This is a genomic window from Yonghaparkia sp. Soil809, from assembly GCF_001429705.1.
Taxonomy (GTDB): Bacteria; Actinomycetota; Actinomycetes; order Actinomycetales; family Microbacteriaceae; genus Microcella.
In genome coordinates this window covers 584,719-602,525 of the sequence record NZ_LMSV01000002.1, presented here as the reverse complement: position 1 = coordinate 602,525, position 17,807 = coordinate 584,719, and the positions used below count along the sequence as shown (strand labels likewise).

Annotated in this window: 17 protein-coding genes, 1 tRNA gene and 1 riboswitch; of the genes, 10 read left to right on the top strand and 8 right to left on the bottom strand. The window is 72.6% G+C overall.

The annotated features are described in order from the left end of the window. The first annotated feature begins 30 nt into the window (after positions 1 to 30). The 5 genes from ASG83_RS10340 to ASG83_RS10320 all read left to right on the top strand — a co-directional run bounded on the left by ASG83_RS10340 (position 31) and on the right by ASG83_RS10320 (position 4,928). The gene (locus ASG83_RS10340; RefSeq protein ID WP_055862072.1) at positions 31 to 1,200 is read left to right on the top strand and encodes a CdaR family transcriptional regulator; all 1,170 of its coding nucleotides are present in this window, start codon (positions 31 to 33) and stop codon (positions 1,198 to 1,200) included. A gap of 148 nt (positions 1,201 to 1,348) precedes the next feature. Beyond that, a complete protein-coding gene (locus tag ASG83_RS10335; RefSeq protein ID WP_055860880.1) occupies positions 1,349 to 2,263 on the top strand; it encodes an ACP S-malonyltransferase in 915 nt (304 codons plus the stop codon). Further along, positions 2,260 to 3,264, top strand: coding sequence for a beta-ketoacyl-ACP synthase III (locus tag ASG83_RS10330; RefSeq protein WP_055860877.1), 1,005 nt, complete (start codon positions 2,260 to 2,262; stop codon positions 3,262 to 3,264). Before ASG83_RS10335 ends, ASG83_RS10330 begins: the two co-directional genes overlap by 4 nt. 92 nt (positions 3,265 to 3,356) lie before the next feature. Further along, on the top strand, positions 3,357 to 3,605 hold the full coding sequence (locus tag ASG83_RS10325) for an acyl carrier protein (protein WP_055860874.1): 249 nt from the start codon (positions 3,357 to 3,359) through the stop codon (positions 3,603 to 3,605). A gap of 84 nt (positions 3,606 to 3,689) precedes the next feature. After that, the gene (locus tag ASG83_RS10320) at positions 3,690 to 4,928 is read left to right on the top strand and encodes a beta-ketoacyl synthase (protein WP_055860870.1); all 1,239 of its coding nucleotides are present in this window, start codon (positions 3,690 to 3,692) and stop codon (positions 4,926 to 4,928) included. Between the two features lie 213 nt (positions 4,929 to 5,141). Here ASG83_RS10320 and ASG83_RS10315 read toward each other — a convergent pair whose 3' ends face one another. Then, on the bottom strand, positions 5,142 to 5,645 hold the full coding sequence (locus ASG83_RS10315; RefSeq protein ID WP_055860867.1) for a DUF3145 domain-containing protein: 504 nt from the start codon (positions 5,643 to 5,645) through the stop codon (positions 5,142 to 5,144). A gap of 227 nt (positions 5,646 to 5,872) precedes the next feature. On the opposite strand from ASG83_RS10315, the gene ASG83_RS12935 reads away from it, so the two are divergent. Next, positions 5,873 to 6,439 carry a PadR family transcriptional regulator gene (locus ASG83_RS12935; RefSeq protein WP_055860864.1) on the top strand — a complete coding sequence of 189 codons (567 nt, stop codon included), beginning with the start codon at positions 5,873 to 5,875 and terminating at the stop codon, positions 6,437 to 6,439. A gap of 13 nt (positions 6,440 to 6,452) precedes the next feature. Here the strand turns inward: ASG83_RS12935 and ASG83_RS10305 are convergent, their stop codons facing one another. From ASG83_RS10305 to ASG83_RS10290, 4 genes are all read right to left on the bottom strand, one after another. After that, the gene (locus tag ASG83_RS10305) at positions 6,453 to 8,141 is read right to left on the bottom strand and encodes a bifunctional 3'-5' exonuclease/DNA polymerase (RefSeq protein ID WP_082515116.1); all 1,689 of its coding nucleotides are present in this window, start codon (positions 8,139 to 8,141) and stop codon (positions 6,453 to 6,455) included. A gap of 309 nt (positions 8,142 to 8,450) precedes the next feature. Beyond that, entirely contained in the window at positions 8,451 to 9,308 is an 858-nt protein-coding gene (locus ASG83_RS10300; protein ID WP_055860858.1) for a DUF1684 domain-containing protein, read from the bottom strand. A 117-nt stretch (positions 9,309 to 9,425) separates the two neighbouring features. After that, positions 9,426 to 11,039: a choice-of-anchor I family protein gene (locus ASG83_RS10295; RefSeq protein ID WP_055860855.1), complete on the bottom strand. Its 1,614-nt coding sequence runs from the start codon at positions 11,037 to 11,039 to the stop codon at positions 9,426 to 9,428. A gap of 63 nt (positions 11,040 to 11,102) precedes the next feature. Further along, positions 11,103 to 11,837 carry a hypothetical protein gene (locus ASG83_RS10290; RefSeq protein WP_235460218.1) on the bottom strand — a complete coding sequence of 245 codons (735 nt, stop codon included), beginning with the start codon at positions 11,835 to 11,837 and terminating at the stop codon, positions 11,103 to 11,105. 86 nt (positions 11,838 to 11,923) lie between these two features. Beyond that, positions 11,924 to 11,989, top strand: a riboswitch (guanidine-III (ykkC-III) riboswitch). A 9-nt stretch (positions 11,990 to 11,998) separates the two neighbouring features. Between ASG83_RS10290 and ASG83_RS10285 the strand changes: the two genes are divergently transcribed. From ASG83_RS10285 to ASG83_RS10275, 3 genes are all read left to right on the top strand, one after another. After that, positions 11,999 to 12,286 carry a multidrug efflux SMR transporter gene (locus ASG83_RS10285; RefSeq protein ID WP_055860849.1) on the top strand — a complete coding sequence of 96 codons (288 nt, stop codon included), beginning with the start codon at positions 11,999 to 12,001 and terminating at the stop codon, positions 12,284 to 12,286. A 133-nt stretch (positions 12,287 to 12,419) separates the two neighbouring features. Continuing rightward, positions 12,420 to 13,775 carry an adenylate/guanylate cyclase domain-containing protein gene (locus ASG83_RS10280; RefSeq protein ID WP_055860846.1) on the top strand — a complete coding sequence of 452 codons (1,356 nt, stop codon included), beginning with the start codon at positions 12,420 to 12,422 and terminating at the stop codon, positions 13,773 to 13,775. Continuing rightward, positions 13,772 to 14,782: a cyclic nucleotide-binding domain-containing protein gene (locus ASG83_RS10275; RefSeq protein WP_055860843.1), complete on the top strand. Its 1,011-nt coding sequence runs from the start codon at positions 13,772 to 13,774 to the stop codon at positions 14,780 to 14,782. The genes ASG83_RS10280 and ASG83_RS10275 overlap by 4 nt, the downstream gene beginning before the upstream one ends. 53 nt (positions 14,783 to 14,835) lie before the next feature. Here the strand turns inward: ASG83_RS10275 and ASG83_RS10270 are convergent. The 3 genes from ASG83_RS10270 to ASG83_RS10260 form a co-directional block, all read right to left on the bottom strand. Further along, a tRNA-Ile gene (locus tag ASG83_RS10270) sits at positions 14,836 to 14,909 on the bottom strand. 38 nt (positions 14,910 to 14,947) lie between these two features. Beyond that, on the bottom strand, positions 14,948 to 16,183 hold the full coding sequence (locus ASG83_RS10265; protein WP_235451453.1) for a glycosyltransferase: 1,236 nt from the start codon (positions 16,181 to 16,183) through the stop codon (positions 14,948 to 14,950). Between the two features lie 83 nt (positions 16,184 to 16,266). Further along, the gene (locus ASG83_RS10260) at positions 16,267 to 17,187 is read right to left on the bottom strand and encodes a DMT family transporter (protein ID WP_235451452.1); all 921 of its coding nucleotides are present in this window, start codon (positions 17,185 to 17,187) and stop codon (positions 16,267 to 16,269) included. A gap of 40 nt (positions 17,188 to 17,227) precedes the next feature. Here ASG83_RS10260 and def point away from each other — a divergent pair, with 40 nt between their 5' ends. Continuing rightward, on the top strand, positions 17,228 to 17,794 hold the full coding sequence (gene def, locus ASG83_RS10255) for a peptide deformylase (RefSeq protein ID WP_055860840.1): 567 nt from the start codon (positions 17,228 to 17,230) through the stop codon (positions 17,792 to 17,794). Positions 17,795 to 17,807: the final 13 nt, after the last annotated feature.

The window sequence follows — 17,807 nt, the reverse complement described above, 5'->3', positions numbered from 1 at the left end:
GGTCCGAGGAAGGGACGAGTCGTGGCGTCGATGACGAAGGCCCAGACCCTGCAGTACCTGCGGAACATCTCGGGCGAGCTCGCCACCGCGACGCTCAAGCGGCTCGACGACACGCTTCCGTGGTACCGCGAGATGCCTCCGAGCCGCCGCTCGGCGGTCGGCCTCGTCGCGCAGGCCGGCATCAGCTCGCTCATCAGCTGGTACGACGACCCGACCTCACAGCCGTGGATCGCCGCCGACGTGTTCGGCGCCGCGCCCCGCGAGCTGCTGCGCTCGGTCAGCCTGCAGCAGACCCTGCAGCTCATCCGCGTGACCGTCGAGGTCGTCGAGGAGCGGGTCACGAGCGGCGACCAGAGCCTGCGCGAGGCGATCCTGCTGTACAGCCGCGAGATCGCCTTCGCCGCCGCCGACGTCTACGCGCGCGCCGCCGAGGCGAGGGGGCTGTGGGATGCCCGGCTCGAGGCTCTCGTCGTCGACTCCATCCTCTCCGGCGAGTACGACAACGAGCTCCCGAGCCGCATCGCCGCTCTCGGCTGGAACGGCCACGGCGAGGTGTGCGTGCTCGTCGGCACGACCCCGCGCATCGTCGACGTCGACCAGATCCGCCGCACCGCGCGCCATGTCGACGCCGACGTGCTCATCGGCGTGCAGGGCAACCGCCTGGTCGTCGTGATCGGCCGCGCCCTCCCGCGGGCCGACGAGCCATCGCCGCAGCCGGCGACCTTCCCGCAGATCGCCCAGGCCCTCGAGCCGTTCTTCGGCGCCGGGCACCTCGTTCTCGGGCCGGAGGTCCCCGACGTCGTCGACGCCGGCAAGAGCGCCAAGGCCGCGCTCGCGGGCTTCGCCGTCGCGCGCTCGTGGCGCAACGCCCCGCGCCCGACCCTCGCTGACGACCTGCTGCCCGAGCGCGCGCTCGCGGGCGACCCGATCGCGCGCTCGACGCTCATCAACCGCATCTACAAGCCGCTCAAGCAGCACAACACGGAGCTGCTGACGACCCTGTGGGCCTATCTGGACAACGGCCGCAGTCTCGAGGCGACCGCCCGCGAGCTGTACGTGCACCCCAACACCGTCCGCTACCGCCTCAAGCGCATCAGCGAGGTCATCGGCTGGGATGCCACCGGCGCCCGCGAGGCGATCATCCTGCAGTGCGCGCTCATCGTCGGGTCGATCTCCGAGCCGGAGGCGCCGCGCCGCTGACCGCGCCCAGGCCGGTTCCCGCTCCGCCGGCCCCGGGAGGCATGCCCCGGCGGGAATCCCCGACCCTGTACGGTCCTCACAAGGTCTGCGACCGTTCTTGCACCACCCCCACACCACCCCTTGTCCCCGCTCTTGGGAGGATGAAGCAATGATCGTCGTCGTCGCCCCCGGCCAGGGCTCGCAGAGCCCCGGCTTCCTCGAGCCCTGGCTCGCCGACCCCGCGCATCGCACCCGCCTCGAGGCGCTCGGCGAGGCCGCCGGCATCGACCTCGTCACGCACGGCACGGTGTCGGACGCCGACACGGTCCGTGACACCGCCGTCGCACAGCCGCTCATCGTCGCCGCCTCGCTGCTGAGCGCCGCCGCGCTCCTCGAGGGGCGCCGCGACCGCGTCGGCGCCGTGGCCGGCCACTCCGTCGGCGAGTTCGCGGCCGCGGCCATCGCCGGGGTCATCGACGAGCTCGACGCGATGCGGCTCGTCCGCGAGCGCGGCATCGCGATGGCGGAGGCCGCCGCGGCCGTGCCGACCGGCATGAGCGCTGTTCTCGGCGGCGACGCGGATGCTCTTCGCGAGCGCCTCGTCGAGCTCGGCCTCGAGGCCGCCAACGTCAATGGCGGCGGGCAGACCGTCGTCGCGGGCGAGCTGCGCAACCTCGACGCCCTCGCGAGCGACCCCGTGCCCGGCACGCGGGTCATCCCGCTGCAGGTCGCCGGCGCGTTCCACACGAGCTACATGGGCTCAGCGGTCGAGCGCGTGCGCGCGGCTGCCGCGACGGTCCCGACCGCGGACCCGGGCATCCGCCTCTACACGAACCGCGACGGCGCGGTCGTCACCTCGGGCGCGGGCTACGTCGACCTGCTCGTCGGGCAGATCTCCTCGCCGGTCCGCTGGGACCTCTGCATGGAGTCGATGGCCGCCGACGGCGTCACGGGCGTTATCGAGCTGCTGCCCGCCGGCGCCCTCGTCGGGCTCGCCAAGCGCGGCCTCAAGGGCGTGCCGACCGTCGCGATCCGAACCCCCGACGACCTCCCCGCCGCGATCGAGATGCTGGAGAGCGCATGAGCGAGCAGCCCGTCCTGAAGCAGTCGGTCGGCGTGCCGTTCACGCGCATCTGGTCGGTCGGCGCAGCGCGCGGCGACCTCACGGTGCCGAACGACGACATCGTCGGGCCGATCGACTCCTCCGACGAGTGGATCCGGCAGCGCACCGGCGTCATCACGCGGATGCGCGCCTCCGACTCCGTCACGGCCGTCGACCTCGCGGAGGCGGCCTCGAAGGAGGCGATCGCGAAGGCCGGCATTGACCCGAGCCGTATCGGCGCCGTGATCGTCTCGACGATCTCCAACCCCGTGCAGACGCCCTCGCTCGCGGCACTCCTCGCCGAGCGCGTGGGCGCGAACCCCGCCCCCGCGTACGACGTCTCAGCCGCGTGCGCCGGCTATACCTACGGCATCGCGCAGGCGGACGCCCTCGTCCGGGCCGGCGCTGCCGAGTTCGTGCTCGTCGTCGGCGCCGAGAAGCTCAGCGACTTCGCGAAGCCCACCGACCGCACGATCTCGTTCCTGCTCGGCGACGGCGCGGGGGCGGCGATCGTCGGACCCGCCGACTCCCCCGGCATCGCGGCGAGCGTGTGGGGCTCCGACGGCTCGAAGTGGGAGACGATCGGGATGGACCACACGATCGCCGAGGGCGTGGAGGCCGGCGTCTTCCCGACACTCCGCCAGGAGGGCCAGACGGTCTTCCGCTGGGCGGTGTGGGAGATGGCGAAGGTCGCCCAGCGCGCCCTCACCGCCGCCGGAGTGACCGCCGACCAGCTCGCGGCCTTCATCCCCCACCAGGCGAACATGCGCATCATCGACGAGTTCGCCAAGCAGCTCAAGCTGCCCGAGAGCGTCGTCATCGCGCGCGACATCGCAACGACGGGGAACACCTCGGCGGCCTCGATCCCCCTCGCGACGCATCGACTGCTCGCCGAGCATCCCGAGCTCAGCGGAGGACTCGCCCTGCAGATCGGCTTCGGCGCCGGACTCGTGTTCGGCGCCCAGGTGGTGCGGCTGCCCTAGCCCGCCACGACCACCCCGGCCACCGCGCCCGCGGCTCACCCCCGCCCTAGGATGGGGGACGGTCATTCGACACCCCCTGAGGAGACAACACCATGGCACATTCCACCGAAGAGGTTCTCGCCGGCCTGGCCGAGCTCATCAACGACGAGACCGGCATCGCGACCGACTCCGTCGCGCTCGACAAGTCGTTCACGGACGACCTCGACATCGACTCGATCTCGATGATGACGATCGTCGTCAACGCCGAGGAGAAGTTCGACGTGAAGATTCCCGACGAGGAGGTCAAGAACCTCAAGACCGTCGGCGACGCCGTCACCTTCATCGTCAACGCGCAGGGCTAGACCCCGCGCGGATGCCGGGGCCGTCGCACACGCGCGGCCCCGGCCCCCGCGACGCCTCCCACCCCTGAGAGAAGAGCTGACGCTATGACCACCATCGTCGTCACCGGAATCGGTGCCACCTCCCCCATCGGCGGGACCGCCCGTGAGAGCTGGACGGCCCTCCTCGCCGGAGAATCCGGCGCCCGCAGCCTCGAGCAGCCCTGGGTCGAGCAGTACGAGCTCCCCGTGACCTTCGCCGCGCAGGCGAAGGTGCGCCCCGAGGAGGTGCTCGAGCGCCAGGAGATCAAGCGCCTCGACCCGTCCGCGCAGTTCGCGCTCATCGCCGCGCGTGAGGCGTGGGCCGACGCGGGCGCTCCCGACATCGTCCCCGAGCGCATCCTCGTCGACTACGCCACCGGCATCGGCGGCCTCTGGACGCTCCTCGACGCGTGGGACGTGCTGAAGGAGAAGGGCCCCCGGCGGGTCCTCCCCATGACGATCCCCATGCTCATGCCGAACGCCGCCGCGGCCGCGATCAGCATGGGCCTCGGCGCCCGCGCGGGCGCCCGCACCGTCGTCTCCGCGTGCGCCTCCGGCACCGAGGCGATCGCCAACGCCTACGAGCACCTGCAGCAGGGCCTCGCCGACATCGTCGTCGCCGGCGGCACCGAGGCGGTCGTGCATCCGCTGCCCATCGCCGCGTTCGCGTCGATGCAGGCGCTCTCCAAGCGCAACGATGACCCTGCCGCCGCCTCGCGGCCCTACGACGTCGACCGCGACGGCTTCGTGCTCGGCGAGGGCGCGGCCGCGATCGTGCTCGAGACGAAGGAGCACGCGCTCGCGCGCGGCGCCCGCATCTACGCCGAGCTCGCCGGCGGCTCCGTGACGAGCGACTCGTACCACATCACCGCTCCCGACCCGGAGGGCTCGGGCGCCGCCCGCGCCGTGCTCGCGGCCCTCGAGCAGGCCGGGGCGACGCCCGACGAGGTCACGCACATCAACGCCCACGCCACCTCCACGCCCGTGGGCGACGTCGCGGAGTTTGAGGCCCTCAAGCGCGTCTTCGGCGACCGGGTCGGGTCGATCCCCGTCTCGGCGACGAAGGCGTCCACTGGCCACCTGCTCGGCGGGACGGGCGCGCTCGAGGCGGTCTTCACGATCCTCGCGCTCCACGAGCGCACCGCGCCGCCGACCATCAACCTCGACAACCAGGACGAGCGCATCCCGCTCGACGTCGTCACCTCGCCGCGCCCGCTCGGCGACGGGCCGCAGCTCGCGATCTCGAACTCGTTCGGGTTCGGCGGGCACAACTCGGTCATCGCGTTCCGCTCGTACGACGAGTAGCCCGCTCTGCGACGGGCGCGGCCGCGCTCGACCGCGCTCGCGTCAGGAACTCAGGACGATCGACGTCGGCACCCCGCCGCGCACGTCAACAACTCAGGACCAGCGGTGCTTCACGGGCCCGGGGAGCGATCACCCGGCGCTCGTGGCGCCTGCTGTCCTGAGTTGTCGACGAGTGCGGGGTCCGGTCGTCCTGAGTTCTCGACGAGCGCCGGGTCAGCCGGCGCGGTGCAGCCAGACGACGCGCTGGCCGTCGCCCGCGTGGCGGAAGGCCTCGAGCTCGTCGTCCCAGGCCTGGCCGAGGGCGAGGCGGAGCTCGCGGTGCAGCTCGAGCGTGTTCGAGCCCGCGACCTCCATCGCGTAGCGGACGCGGTCCTCCGGGACGACCATGTTCCCGGCGACGTCGGTCTGGGCGTAGAAGATGCCGAGGTCGGGCGTGTGCATCCAGCGCCCGCCGTCGGTGCCGAAGCCGGCCTCCTCGGTGACCTCGAAGCGGAGGTGCTCCCAGCCGCGCAGGGCGCTCGCGATGCGCGCGCCGGAGCCGCGCTCGCCCTCCCAGACGAACTCGGTGCGCTGCGAGCCCTTCATGACCGGCTGATCGATCCAGTCGAAGCTCACGGCGCGATCGATGGCGCGACCTGCTGCCCACTCGATGTGCGGGCAGAGCGCGCGCGGAGCGGAGTGCACGTAGAGCACTCCGCGAGCCGTTGCTGTTGCCACTGTTCACTCCGTTTCCTCAGGTACGACTTCCCCATCGACCTGTTCGCGGTGTGACAGCGTGTTCAGTTATGGCGATCTCTCGCCGTGTACGCATTATCGCCCACCACGGGCTCGAATCACAAGCGTGTCGTTCGATCTCCTCGACGCATCGCCCCGCCGTCCCCCCGACGCGCGGAGAGGCGCTGACCGATTTCCCGGTCATTGCATACGCCGCATAGTGTGGAGTCATGACGCTCCGTCATTCCCTGCTCTCCGTCCTCACCCTCGGCCCGGCCTACGGCTACCAGCTGCACGCCGAGGTCGTCGAGCGCACGCGACGCGACGCGCCCCTCAACGTGGGCCAGGTCTACTCGACTCTCGACCGGCTCCGCCGCGACGGACTCGTGGAGGACGCGGGCTCCACGCCCGACAACCTTCCGCTCTACCAGCTCACCGACGCCGGCACGATCGAGGCGCGCATGCATCTCACCGAGCCCGACCTCGCCGACTGGCACGAGATGGTCGAGCGGGTCCTGCTCGCGATGTCGCTGCCGAGCAACCACCTCGACACGCTCCTGGCGAACTATCGGATGCTCTGGGCGCCTCGAGAGGGCGCCTCCGCCGAGATCGCGGATCCCTCCGGCGGCGCGGCGCAGGCCTCGGCCGCCCACGCGCAGCGCCTCCTCCGCTCCGCGGCGCTCGCCTGGCTCGATTCCCTCCCGGCGATCGACCCATGGCCGCTCCGCACCGATCGTCGCCGACGCGGTCGCCGCGCCGCCGACACCAGCGCGGCCGCGCACGGCTCGTCGCGCTGACGCGGACGACCGGCTACTTGGCGTCGCTGTAGCGCTCGACCGTCGCGACCGTGACGGGGAAGCTCACCGGACTGCCCTGGAAGAGCAGGCGCCCGGCGTCGACGGCGGCGGCGCGCATCACCTGCTCGACCTCGGGCGCGCGCTCGCGCGGAGCGTGGACGATGAGCTCGTCGTGCAGGAAGAACACGAGGTGGGGCTGCGAGGCCAGCGGACCGCCCTCCGGCGACCAGAGACGGCGGCGCACGCCGGCCATCCACGACAGCGCCCATTCGGCGGCGCTGCCCTGCACGACGAAATTGCGGGTGAAGCGCCCCCACGCGCGCGCGGCCGAGCGTGCCTCGTCGCGCTGCGCGGCGGTCGCGGCGTCGGAGGCCGCGATGAGCTGCCGCTCGCGCCAGGCCTCGCTGGGCGCGGGCGACGTGCGACCGAGGCGCGTGCGCACGTGCTCCCCGCGCTCCCCCGCCCTCGCTGCCTCCTCCACGAACCGGATCGCGTCGGGGAACGCGCGCTGCAGCCGCGGCAGGACGCGGGCGCTCTGGCCGGTCGTTCCGCCGTACATCGCGCCGAGCATCCCGAGCTTGGCCTGCTCGCGCGACTCGACAGCGCCGCTCGCGACGATGCCGGCGTAGAGGTCCTCCCCCGCGCCGGCGCGCGCCATCGCCGCGTCGTGCGAGAGAGCGGCGAGGATGCGCGGCTCGAGCTGCGCCGCGTCGGCCACCACGAGCACCCAGCCCGGGTCGGCCTGCACGGCTCCGCGGATCTGCTTCGGCAGCTGCAGCGCGCCGCCCCCGTCGGAGCCCCAGCGGCCTGTGACGACTGCGCCGGGGACGTAGCTGGGGCGGAAGCGGCCGTCGCGCACGTGGGCGTCGAGCCAGTTCCAGCCGTTCGCGGAGAGCAGTCTGCTGAGCTTCTTGTAGCGCAGCAGCGGTTCGATCGCGGGGTGGTCGAGGCGGCGGAGCTCCCAGGAACGGGCGCTCGAGACCTCGAGCCCGGCGCGACGCAGCGCCTTGACGAGCTCGGGCGGGGAGTCGAGCGGGATGCTCCCCGGCGCGGCCCCGAGCAGTCGCTCGACCTCGGCGCCGAGCGCGGTGAGGCTCGCCGGGCGGGCCCCGGGGGCCTCCGGACGTGGCCCGAGGAGCTCGGTGAGGAGGGCGTCGTGGGTCTCGGCGCTCCACGGCAGGCCCGTGCTCTGCATCTCGACGGCGGCGAGAGCGCCGGCCGATTCGGCTGCGGCGAGCAGGGCGAGGGCGCGGGGGCGCGGCGCACCGGGGCCGCGGTCGCGGGCGAGGTCGGCGCGCTGGGTGGCGGCGAGGGTGGGCACCGGCGCGGGGCGCCCGAGATCGGGGCCCCCGGGACGCACGGCCGGCACCGGCGCGGAGGAGCCGTCGAAGACGACGTCGTCGAACTCGAAGAGCGCCTCGACCTGCGGGCGCGGCATCGGGGGTCGGACGAACTCGACCGTGCGAGCGAGCGCGGGCTCGGGCGCGCGGCCGTCGACCCCGGCGAGGATGGCGTCGACGAGGCGCAGGTCGTGGCAGCGCTCGACGCGCGCACCCGCGGCGAGCAGCTCGGGGTAGCGGGCGGCCGTGTCGCTCCAGACCCACCGGGGCGGCTCGCCGGGCTCGCGCTCGCGCGCGGCGACGGTCGCGGCGAGCTCGGCGGCGGGGAGCTCGATCGTTCCGTCGTCGTCGGTGAGGAGCATCCCCCCGTCAGGGCTGCGGTCGACGACGATGAGCACGCCCCCAGTCTGCCGCCCCCCACCGACGGCGCCCGCCGCGCCAGGCCCGTGCGCGCCAACAACTCAGGACGAGCGTCATGCGCGCTCGCGTCAACAACTCAGGACCAGCGCTGCGGGCCTGTGGTCGCTCGCCCGGTGCAGCGGGACAGGACCGCGGTCAGACGCGCGCTCGTCCTGAGTTATTGACGCGCACTCGCGGGCAGGGTCGCGCGGGCCCATCGCGAGGAGCGCTCGTCCTGAGTTGTCGACGCGCAGCGTCAGGGCGTCAGGCCGTCAGTGCAGCAGCGAGCCGTCCTTCGCGAGCACGTTCTTCTCGCCCGCCTCGATCGGGAAGGGGAAGCGGTTCTGCTTGGGCGGCAGCGGGCAGTTGAAGTTGTAGCTGAAGGCGCACGGAGGGAGGATCGCCGTGTTGAAGTCGAGGGTGATCGAGCCGTCGGCGTTCGGGGCGAGGAAGAGGAACCGCCCGACCGAGTAGGTGCTGTCGCCCGCCGTCGCGTCGCTGAAGACGAGCTGCAGGGCCCGGCCCGACTTGAAGGCCGCGATGTCGTACTCGACCCCGCCGTGCGTGAAGCGGATCTCGCCCGGGATGACCTCGTCGCGCGTCGCGCCGTCGTCCTTGAGGTGCTCGAAGCCCACCGTCGTGCCGCCCTCGATCTCGCGGAACGTACCCGTCACGACCCACGCCGGGTCGTAGGGGAACGCGTCGATCCGGCCGAAGCTCTCGATCGCCTCGCTGCGCGAATCCCACACGCGCAGGGCGTAGGTGCCGTTCTCGCCGGCGATGACGAAGCCGGTCGTGTGGTCGTCGAACACGATGCTGGAGGCCTGCGGGTCGTCCTTGCCGCGCACGCGCACCGTGCCGTCGACGACGGCCCCGTCGACGGTGATGCCGTCGGCCGCGGTCGCGGTGACGAGCAGACCGCCCTCGGGCGCGGGCGCCCAGCGCCCGGGCACGCCCCAGATCGTCTGCTCGGCATCGACCCACTGCGTGTTGACGAGGGCGAGCGGGCCCTGCGGCTGCACCGCGGCGAGGTCGCGCCGCTCGCGGAAGACGCGATAGCGCTCCTCCGGCGTGGCGGGTGCTGCCGTGGAGGCGGGGGCGGCGTTCGGGGCGGCGGCGGCGTGCGACATGGGCTCCATCCTGACGGGGATGCTCGGGCCAACGCCAATCGGCGCGCCGGTGTTCCCCGGCGCGCCGATCGTCGACGACGTCCCAGCCCGGTCGGTCGTCGGGCCTGAAGCGGATGATCAGCCGGCGAGCTGCCAGATGACGACGGTGCTCGACACCTCGTTCGAGGAGATCAGGAGCGGCTGGCCGGTCGGCGAGTCCGAGGCGGCGACGAATCGCAGGACCTCCACGCCCGAGTCGGTCTCCGCGGACTCGGGGTCGGCGGCGTAGTCACGGGTCTGGAGGTACTCGACGAGCACGGGGGTGCCCGGGTCGCTCACGTCGAGCACCATGACCCCGCCCTGCCGCTCGAGCCCGACGAACGCGAGAGTGCGGTCGCCGAGCCGGCCGACGGCGACGGCCTCCGGCTCGGGGCCCTTGTTGTCGCTGCGATTGTCGAACGCGTTCTCGTCGTTGTTCGTGTTGAAGTCGGCGGGGCTGAGCTCCGCGACGGTGCGCTCGAAGAGGTCTCCCGTGTCGGCGACGCGCGCGGCCGTGGAGCCGTTCCAGATGCTCGCCGAGCGTGTGCCGAAGGCGACGATGCGGTCGTAGTCGCCGTCGCCGTCGTCGTCGCCGCTCGCGCGCGTGACCGTCAGGCGACCCAGCTCGGCGTTCGCCTTCAGCGCCGCCGCGTCGGGGAAGGCCGTGGGGTCGAGCGCATAGCCGCCCGAGCCGACGCGGACCTCCTCGGCGTACCCCGGCCAGTCCTCGCGCGAGTCGCCCTCGTTGGCCGAGACGAGGTAGGTCTCGCCGTCCACGAGGAAGGAGGCGATCGCGTCGGGCATAGGCAGCCCCACGACCGGGCGCGGGCGGATGTCGATGCGGCCGTCGCGGTCGCTCGCGTCGATCCCGGAGCCACGCACGGAGTGGTCCACGGGCGCGAGCGCGCGGATCGCGACCACCTCGAGCCCGGCGAGGTCGAGCTCGGCGATCGCATTGTTCTCCTGCAGGCTCACCCACGCCCGCTCGCCCTCGACGGTGATGTACTCGGGCTCGAGATCCTCGCTCACGCTCGCACCGGGACCGAACACGCGCACCTCGGCGGGAAGCTCGGCGTGCCGGGCACCGACCTCGTCGAACGCGCGGAAGTCGATCGTCGCCAGCGCGCCGGGGTCTCGAGCGAGCATCCGTCGCACATCGACGACGCTCACCGAGCCCTCGGCGTCGTCCTTCGGGGAGTAGGAGACGGGCTCGCCCTCGTTCGCGACGAGGATGCGGCGGCCGGCCTCGTCGAAGGTCACCATGTCGGGATTCGCCCCGACCTGCACCTCTCGCAGAACCCTGCCCGCGGGGTTCAGGAGCACGAGCGTCCCGGGGTCGGTCTTGTGCGCGGCCGGCAGCACGACGGCCACGCGTCCCTCGGTCGCGGCGACCGAGGTGATGCTCGGGCCGAACGCGGAGAGGTCGATCGAGCGCTCGCGGCGGGGGTCGCGCGGGTCGGAGATGTCGACGATGTCGAGCCGGGCATCCGCGTCGATCACGTACATGCGGTCGCCGGTGACGGCGACGACCTCGGCGCCGTCGTTGGCGTAGCGGCCGAGGACGGTCGCGGAGAAGCCGTCGGCGTCCGCATCGAGGCCGGAGACGGGGGTCGACGCGGTGGCCGGGAGTGCAGCCGTCGCGGCGAGGGCGGGCGCGAGCACGAGGGCGGCGAGCAGCGGAGCGGTGCGGCGGCGGATACGGGGTCGGGTCATGGAGGAAGCGAATCGATCTCGTGTGAACGGACCCCGAACTCCGATCGTCCCGCCGATGAACGCTCAGCCGAGAAGACGCACGAGAACCACGAGCACCGCCGAGTGCGCGAGCCCCAAGAGGGTCGCGACCCGCTCGGCGTCGGCCGCCGGGTAGGCCGACCGCCGATGCTCGCGGTGCCACCACACCGAGAACCACGACGCCGCGGCGAGCAGCAGGAGCGCGATCGTGCCCGCGCTCACGACATCGCTGACGGGCTCGCCGACGAGCAGCCGTGTCACCTGGTACAGCGCGACGACGCCCCACGGCACGATGCCGATCGCGGCCCCCGCGCTGAACGGTGCGAGCCCGCGCGGGCCCGGCGCCGTCTGGCGGTCCTGGATCCACAGCAGCAGCACCGCCCCCGCCGCAAGGGCGTAGAGGGCGACGAGCACGCCCGCCTCGCTCACCCCGTTGAGCAGCGCGACGAGCACGATGGTGATGCTCGCGGACTGCGACAGCTCGAGCCAGCGCCAGCCCGCTCGACCGCGCGCGAGCTGATCGTCGACCCGATCGCGCAGGGGCGGGATGCTCGCCAGCAGCCGCGCGACGGCGCTCGCGAGCACCACCACGGCGGCGGCCGCCGCGAGATCGACGGACGCGAAGGGCTCGGCCGGCACGCCGGGCGCCGAGAGTCGGACCGGGAGCTCGACGGTGAGCCGACCGGCCCCGGCGAGGAGCACGACTCCGGCGGCGAGGTGCAGCGCGGCCGCCACGGCGTCGACGAGCGCGCGCCGCGGCATCCGCGCCCCATCGATCATCACGGGCCCGATGCTACCGAGCGAGCCCGCAGGATCGGCCGCCCCGTCTGCTCAGGTCGTGCACACCCCGCTCGGGCACGATGGTCGTCGAGCGCGGCGATCGCGCTCCCGGACGACGGATCAGTACCCGGAACGCGACAGGACTGGCCGGGAGGCTCGTCATGTCGTGGATCATCCTCATCGCGTCAGGGATTCTCGAGGCGGTCTGGGCCAGCGCGCTCGGCGGGTCGAAGGGCCTCACGCGCATCGGCCCGTCGATCGTCTTCGGCGTCGCGCTCGTCGCGAGCATGGCCGGGCTCGCGTGGGCGATGCGCGACATCCCCACCGGGACCGCCTACGCGATCTGGGTCGGCATCGGCGCGAGCCTGACCGTGCTCTGGGCGATGGCGACCGGGGCCGAGGCGCTCACTCTCGCGAAGGTGCTTCTCGTGCTCGGGATCGTGGCGTGAGTCATCGGCCTGAAGGTCGTGAGCGACGCCCACTGACGCGGCCGGGGGGACCGGCGCTCACCCGCCGACATCGGCGTTCCTCGTCGTGCGCGAGGCCTATACGTGAGCACGGGTCGTGTGGGAGGGTGACTCCATGACGAGCGTCGTCACCCCCGAGACCCGTTTCGTCCGATCGGGGGACGTCGACATCGCCTACCAGGTGGTCGGTGACGGTGAGCGGGATATCGTCGTCGGCATCGGCTGGGTGTCGCACCTCGAGCTGCTGTGGGAGCTGCCCGAGACCGTGCACTTCCTCCGCCGCCTCCAGACGTGCGGACGGCTCATCCTCCACGACGCCCGCGGCACGGGTCTCTCCGACCGCCCCGCCCGGCCGGCGACGATCGACGACCTCGCCGAGGACCTGGTCGCGGTGCTCGACGCCGTCGGCAGCGAGCGCGCCGTCATCCTCGGCTGGGTCGACAAGGCAGCGGGAGCGATCGCGCTGGCCGCTCGCCATCCCGAACGGGTCGAGGCGCTCGTGCTCGGCGAGGCGCTGGCCACGACGGTCGCCCGCGATGACCACTCGGAAGGACTGGACTCCGCCGTCATCGAGAACCTCGCGGCCGCCGTGGAGCAGGGCTCCTGGGGCACCGGCGCACTGCTGCCGGCGATCGCCCCCAGCGTCGCCGGCGACCCGCGCATCGCCGCCTGGTGGCGCCGCTGGGAGCGCATGTCGGCGACGCCGAACATGGCGGCGGGGATGCTCCGCACACTGCTCGATCTCGACGTCCGCGCCCTCCTGCCCGCCGTGACGGCTCCGACGCTCGTGCTGCACCGATCGGAGAACATGCTCGTGCCGTCGGCCGCCGTGCGGCGCCTCGCCCACGACCTCCCCGACGGACGCCTCGTCGAGCTGCCCGGCTCGGATCTCGCCGCGTTCTTCGGCGACACCGACGCTCTGCTCGACGAGGTCGAGGAGTTCCTCACCGGCACCCGCACGGGTGCCGACGCCGATCGGGCCGTGCTCACGATGCTCGTCACCGACGTCGTGGGCTCCACCGCACTGGCGGCGGAGCTCGGGGACCATCAGTGGAACGAGCTGCTCGACTTCCACCACCGCGAGGTGCGCGCGGCCCTCGCGCGTCACGGCGGCACCGAGATCGACACGGCCGGAGACGGTTTCCTCGCCGTCTTCGCGCTCCCGAGCCGTGCGCTCGCGTGCGCGCGCGAGGCGCGGGATCGGCTCGCCGCAGGCGGCCTGACCATCCGTGCCGGACTGCACTGCGCCGAGGTCGTCCACCGGGGAGCGGGCGTCCGGGGCGTCGGCGTGCACGTCGCCGCGCGCGTGGCTGCGAGCGCCGGGCCGGGCGAGATCCGCGCGACGGGCACCGTCGCTGACCTGGTGGCGGGCGCGCGAGCGGAGTTCGGGGACCTCGGAACGGCGACGCTGTCCGGAGTCCCGGGGCTCTGGCGCCTCACCCGGCTCGGCGACGCACGAGGCGACGCATGAGGGTCGAGCACACCGCCACGACGCTGTCGTGGATCCCCTCCGAGTCCGCGCAGGGCCTGCTCGAGACCGGGTTTCAGATGGGGCTCGCGCATTACGATCGGCCGCCGTCCGACGTGCTCTCCGGACCCGAGGAGGTGCGGCGCCTCTGTGACGATGACCGTTTCCGATTCGCCAACGTACTGGCCGGATGGGCCGAGTTCACCGACGACGGCCTTCCGACCGCGTGGGGGTACGGCCACGAGTCGGGAGTCGTCATGGGCTCCACGACGGTGCGTATCGCGTCGGTCGGCGCGACCTTCGCCGGGGTCGCCCTGCCGACGCTGCGTCCGAGCCCGGACGTCGGCACCCGCTCGGTGCGGCTGGTGCAGACGGTCGGAGGCCGCACCGGGGTGCCTCTGCCTCGAGCCGTCCCCTACACGCCCCTCGTGCGCTGGCAGGCACCCATGGTGTGGACGACTCTCGCACTCACCCTCCACTCCGACGGGCGCGGCGATGTCGAGCTCGTGGGCGCCAGCTCGTTCCCGCGGCACTGGCTCTTCGGGACCGACGGCCGGCTGCTCGCGAAAAGCGGACTGACCGACATGAAGCGCTGGTTGTCCGACTCGTTCGGCCCGCGAACGCCGTGGGGCGAGCAGGACTCCCCCGTCGTCGTCGCCGCCGTCGAGTCCGCCGCCGAGCGCGCGCTCTCCGCTCAGATCATGCGGACCGGCCGACGCCCGACCGTCGAGCGGCTCGACTCCGGGACCGAGATCGCCCGACAGGGCGACACGGGAGCGGGCGTGTACCTCGTGCTGGACGGGGTCTGCGCCGTCGAGGTCGACGGTCGGGTCGTCGGCCAGGTCGGGCCCGGGGCGATCGTCGGCGAACGGGCCGTCCTCGAGGGCGGCCGTCGGACGGCGACGATCACCGCCCTCACCCCCGTGCGTCTCGCCGTCGCGTCGTCCGAGGACCTCGACCGTGAGCGCCTGGCCGAGGTCGCGCGCGAGCACCGCCGCGAGGAGACCTGAGCGAAGGCCGCCGCCGACTCAGAGCGGGGCGACGACGGCTCGGTTGGCATCGGTAGGGCGGACGGGACTTGAACCCGTGACCGACGGATTATGAGTCCGCTGCTCTGACCAGCTGAGCTACCGCCCCGCGGGCCCCGTGGGCCCGCCACCATGCTACCGAGCGGTCTAGGGGGTCGTTGAGCCCACGCCGTCGACGATCGGGTCGTCGACCTCTTCGCCGCGGTAGAGCGCCTCGAACGTCTCGAGGGTCCGCGTGATGTCGTGGCCGGAGACGATGCGCAGGCTCTCGCGCTTGAGCTCGAGCAGCTCGTCGTGCGGCATCGTGAAGATGCGCTCGAGCCGATCGGCGAAGCCCTGGATGTCGCCCGGCTCGTAGAGGTAGCCGTTCTCGCCGTCGTGGATGAGATGGGGCAGCGCCATCGCGTTCGCGCCGACGACCGGCAGGCCCGAGGCCATCGCCTCCATCGTCGCGATCGACTGGAGCTCGGCGCGGCTCGGCATCGCGAAGACGGATGCCCGCGTCAGCTGCTCCTTCAGGTACTCCTCGGGCGCGTAGCCGGCGAAGTGCACCCGATCGGCCATGCCGAGTTCGCGCGCGAGTCGCTCGAGGGCGCCGCGTTGCTCGCCGTCGCCGATGATCTCGACCTTCACGGCGAGGGCGTCGTCGAGGAGCGCGACGGCGCGCAGGAGCTCGTCGATGTGCTTCTCCGCCTCCACGCGCCCGAGGAACAGGGCGACGTTCTCGGTGCGCGGAGCGAAGTTCGGGGTGTAGTTGTCGATGTGCAACCCGCAGGAGATCGCGTGCACGCCCTCGATCTCGGAGTACTTCTCGAGGTAGTCGGCGGCCTTGCGGGTGGGGGTCGTGACCGACTCGGCGAGGCCGAAGGTCCGGCCCGCAGCCTTCCACATGCCGCGGATGGCGGCGTCCTTGAGCGAGCCGAAGAACGGCGTGAACTGCATCGCGTTGTCGGGCATGAAGTGGTTGGTGCCGACGATCCGGATGCCCCGCGCGGCGGCCTGGCGGGCGAGGCCGCGGCCGACGACGATGTGCGACTGGAAGTGCACGACGTCGGGCTTGACCTCGTCGAGGATGCGCGCGGCGTTCCGCTCGATCCGCCACGGCAGCGCGTAGCGCAGCCAGGGGTGCGGGTTCCAGCGCCACGATCGGAGGCGGTGGACCGTCATGGACTGGCCCTCATGCTGCTCCACGCGCGTGACGTTGGGGCCGTCCTCCGGGCGGGGGGCGACGATGTGGACGTCGTGGCCGCGCTCGACGAGACCGGCGGCCAGGCGCTCGGCGAACTTGGCGGCCCCGTTCACGTCCGGGGCGAAGGTGTCGGCGCCGATCAGGATGCGCATCGGCGACGGGTTCGCCGCGTGCGGATGCGGTGCGTCAGGCACGATCTGGATGATCCTTGCGTCTCGGGGGCAGGCGCGCGCGGCGCCGCGGTCGGGGGAGGAAGACCAGCGGAGTCTACGGTACCTCAGCGATGCGTCTGCGGGTGGTGCTTGGCGAGGCGGATGACGCCGACGATGGCGATGCCGCCGGCGATGATCGACAGGATGGCGGCCGGGAGCGGGATGAGCGTCGCCTCCCCCAGCACGATGACGCCGATCAGGACGGCGATGAGCGGGTCGACGACCGTGAGGCCGGCGATGACGAGGTCGGGCGAGCCGACCGAGTAGGCCGTCTGCACGAAGTACCCGCCGAGCGCGGCGCTCGCGAGGAGCGCGACGATCGCGACGACCGTGAGCCACTCGAAGTTCCCGTTGACGATACGGTTGATCACGACCTTCGCGAGAGTTGCGACGAAGCCATAGAGCACGCCGGCGCCGACGATGTAGAACATCGCTCCCGCGCTCCTGCGCCGCACCGCGAAGAGCACGCCGAACGCGGCGGTGACGACGCCGAGGATCCCCAGCACCGTCAGCAGCTGCTCCTCATCGATCCGCTGCTCGACCGCGAACGTCGCCGCGACGACGACGAAGACCCCGACGCCGCCGACGCTCATCGCGATCGCGCCGATCGCCTTCCGATCGAGGCGGATGCTCGACAGTCGGGCGTTGAGGATCGCGGTGATCACGAGGGCCACGACCCCGATCGGCTGCACCACGATGAGCGGGGCGAAGCCGAGGCTGGTGAGCTGGAAGACGATCGCGAGGCCGAGCATCAGCGTCCCCAGCAGCCACGACGGGCGGCGGAGCAGGTGGGCGAGCTGGCGCGGGCTGAGGCCCGCCCTGGACCCGTCACCAAGGTTCGCCTCGACCGTGGACACGCCGCGGTGCTGGAACTGGGCCCCCAGGGACAGGAACACGGCGCCGACGAGCGCGAGCGGGATGCCGATGACGAGGAACGGACTGCGGATGAGTTCGCTCGTCAGTTCGCTCAGCTCGGGGGGAAGCACCCGGACACTGTACCGACGGGCGCGCCGATATCCTGGACGAATGGCCGTGCTCCCCATCCGCATCACCGGCGAGCCGGTGCTCCACCTCCGAGCCCTCCCTGTGGAGACCGTCGACGACGGGATCCGCACTCTCGTCGCCGACATGTTCGACACGATGGCGGCCGCACCCGGCGTGGGCCTCGCCGCGCCGCAGGTCGGCGTGGGCCTGCGGATCTTCGTCTACGACTGGACGGACGAGCAGGACGTCCGCTGGCGCGGCGTCGCGGTGAACCCCGAGCTGCTCATCAGCCCCCTCGACCTCGACGAGCTGGACGAGGACGACGAGTCGGAGGGCTGCCTGTCGGTGCCCGGCGAGCGATTCCCGCTCCGCCGCGCCGAGCGCGCCGTGCTGCGGGCGACCGACCTCGAGGGCGAGCCCGTCGAGATCGATGCGCGCGGCTGGCTGGCCCGCATCTTCCAGCACGAGTACGACCACCTCGACGGCGTGCTGTACGTCGACCGCCTGGCGCACCCGCACGGCAAGGCCGCTCAGAAGGCGATCAAGCGCAGCTCCTGGGGCTCACCGGGCCAGTCGTGGCTGCCGGGCCGCGACCACCTCGAGGACTAGCCCGGCGCCTGGT

Bases quoted from the DNA above. Each gene is read 5' to 3' on its own strand.
- ASG83_RS10340 (WP_055862072.1), top strand. From the start codon at position 31: ATGACGAAGGCCCAGACCCTGCAGTACCTGCGGAACATCTCGGGCGAG.
- ASG83_RS10335 (WP_055860880.1), top strand. From the start codon at position 1,349: ATGATCGTCGTCGTCGCCCCCGGCCAGGGCTCGCAGAGCCCCGGCTTC.
- ASG83_RS10330 (WP_055860877.1), top strand. From the start codon at position 2,260: ATGAGCGAGCAGCCCGTCCTGAAGCAGTCGGTCGGCGTGCCGTTCACG.
- ASG83_RS10325 (WP_055860874.1), top strand. From the start codon at position 3,357: ATGGCACATTCCACCGAAGAGGTTCTCGCCGGCCTGGCCGAGCTCATC.
- ASG83_RS10320 (WP_055860870.1), top strand. From the start codon at position 3,690: ATGACCACCATCGTCGTCACCGGAATCGGTGCCACCTCCCCCATCGGC.
- ASG83_RS12935 (WP_055860864.1), top strand. From the start codon at position 5,873: ATGACGCTCCGTCATTCCCTGCTCTCCGTCCTCACCCTCGGCCCGGCC.
- ASG83_RS10305 (WP_082515116.1), bottom strand. From the start codon at position 8,141: ATGCTCCTCACCGACGACGACGGAACGATCGAGCTCCCCGCCGCCGAG.
- ASG83_RS10300 (WP_055860858.1), bottom strand. From the start codon at position 9,308: ATGTCGCACGCCGCCGCCGCCCCGAACGCCGCCCCCGCCTCCACGGCA.
- ASG83_RS10295 (WP_055860855.1), bottom strand. From the start codon at position 11,039: ATGACCCGACCCCGTATCCGCCGCCGCACCGCTCCGCTGCTCGCCGCC.
- ASG83_RS10290 (WP_235460218.1), bottom strand. From the start codon at position 11,837: ATGATCGATGGGGCGCGGATGCCGCGGCGCGCGCTCGTCGACGCCGTG.
- ASG83_RS10285 (WP_055860849.1), top strand. From the start codon at position 11,999: ATGTCGTGGATCATCCTCATCGCGTCAGGGATTCTCGAGGCGGTCTGG.
- ASG83_RS10280 (WP_055860846.1), top strand. From the start codon at position 12,420: ATGACGAGCGTCGTCACCCCCGAGACCCGTTTCGTCCGATCGGGGGAC.
- ASG83_RS10275 (WP_055860843.1), top strand. From the start codon at position 13,772: ATGAGGGTCGAGCACACCGCCACGACGCTGTCGTGGATCCCCTCCGAG.
- def (WP_055860840.1), top strand. From the start codon at position 17,228: ATGGCCGTGCTCCCCATCCGCATCACCGGCGAGCCGGTGCTCCACCTC.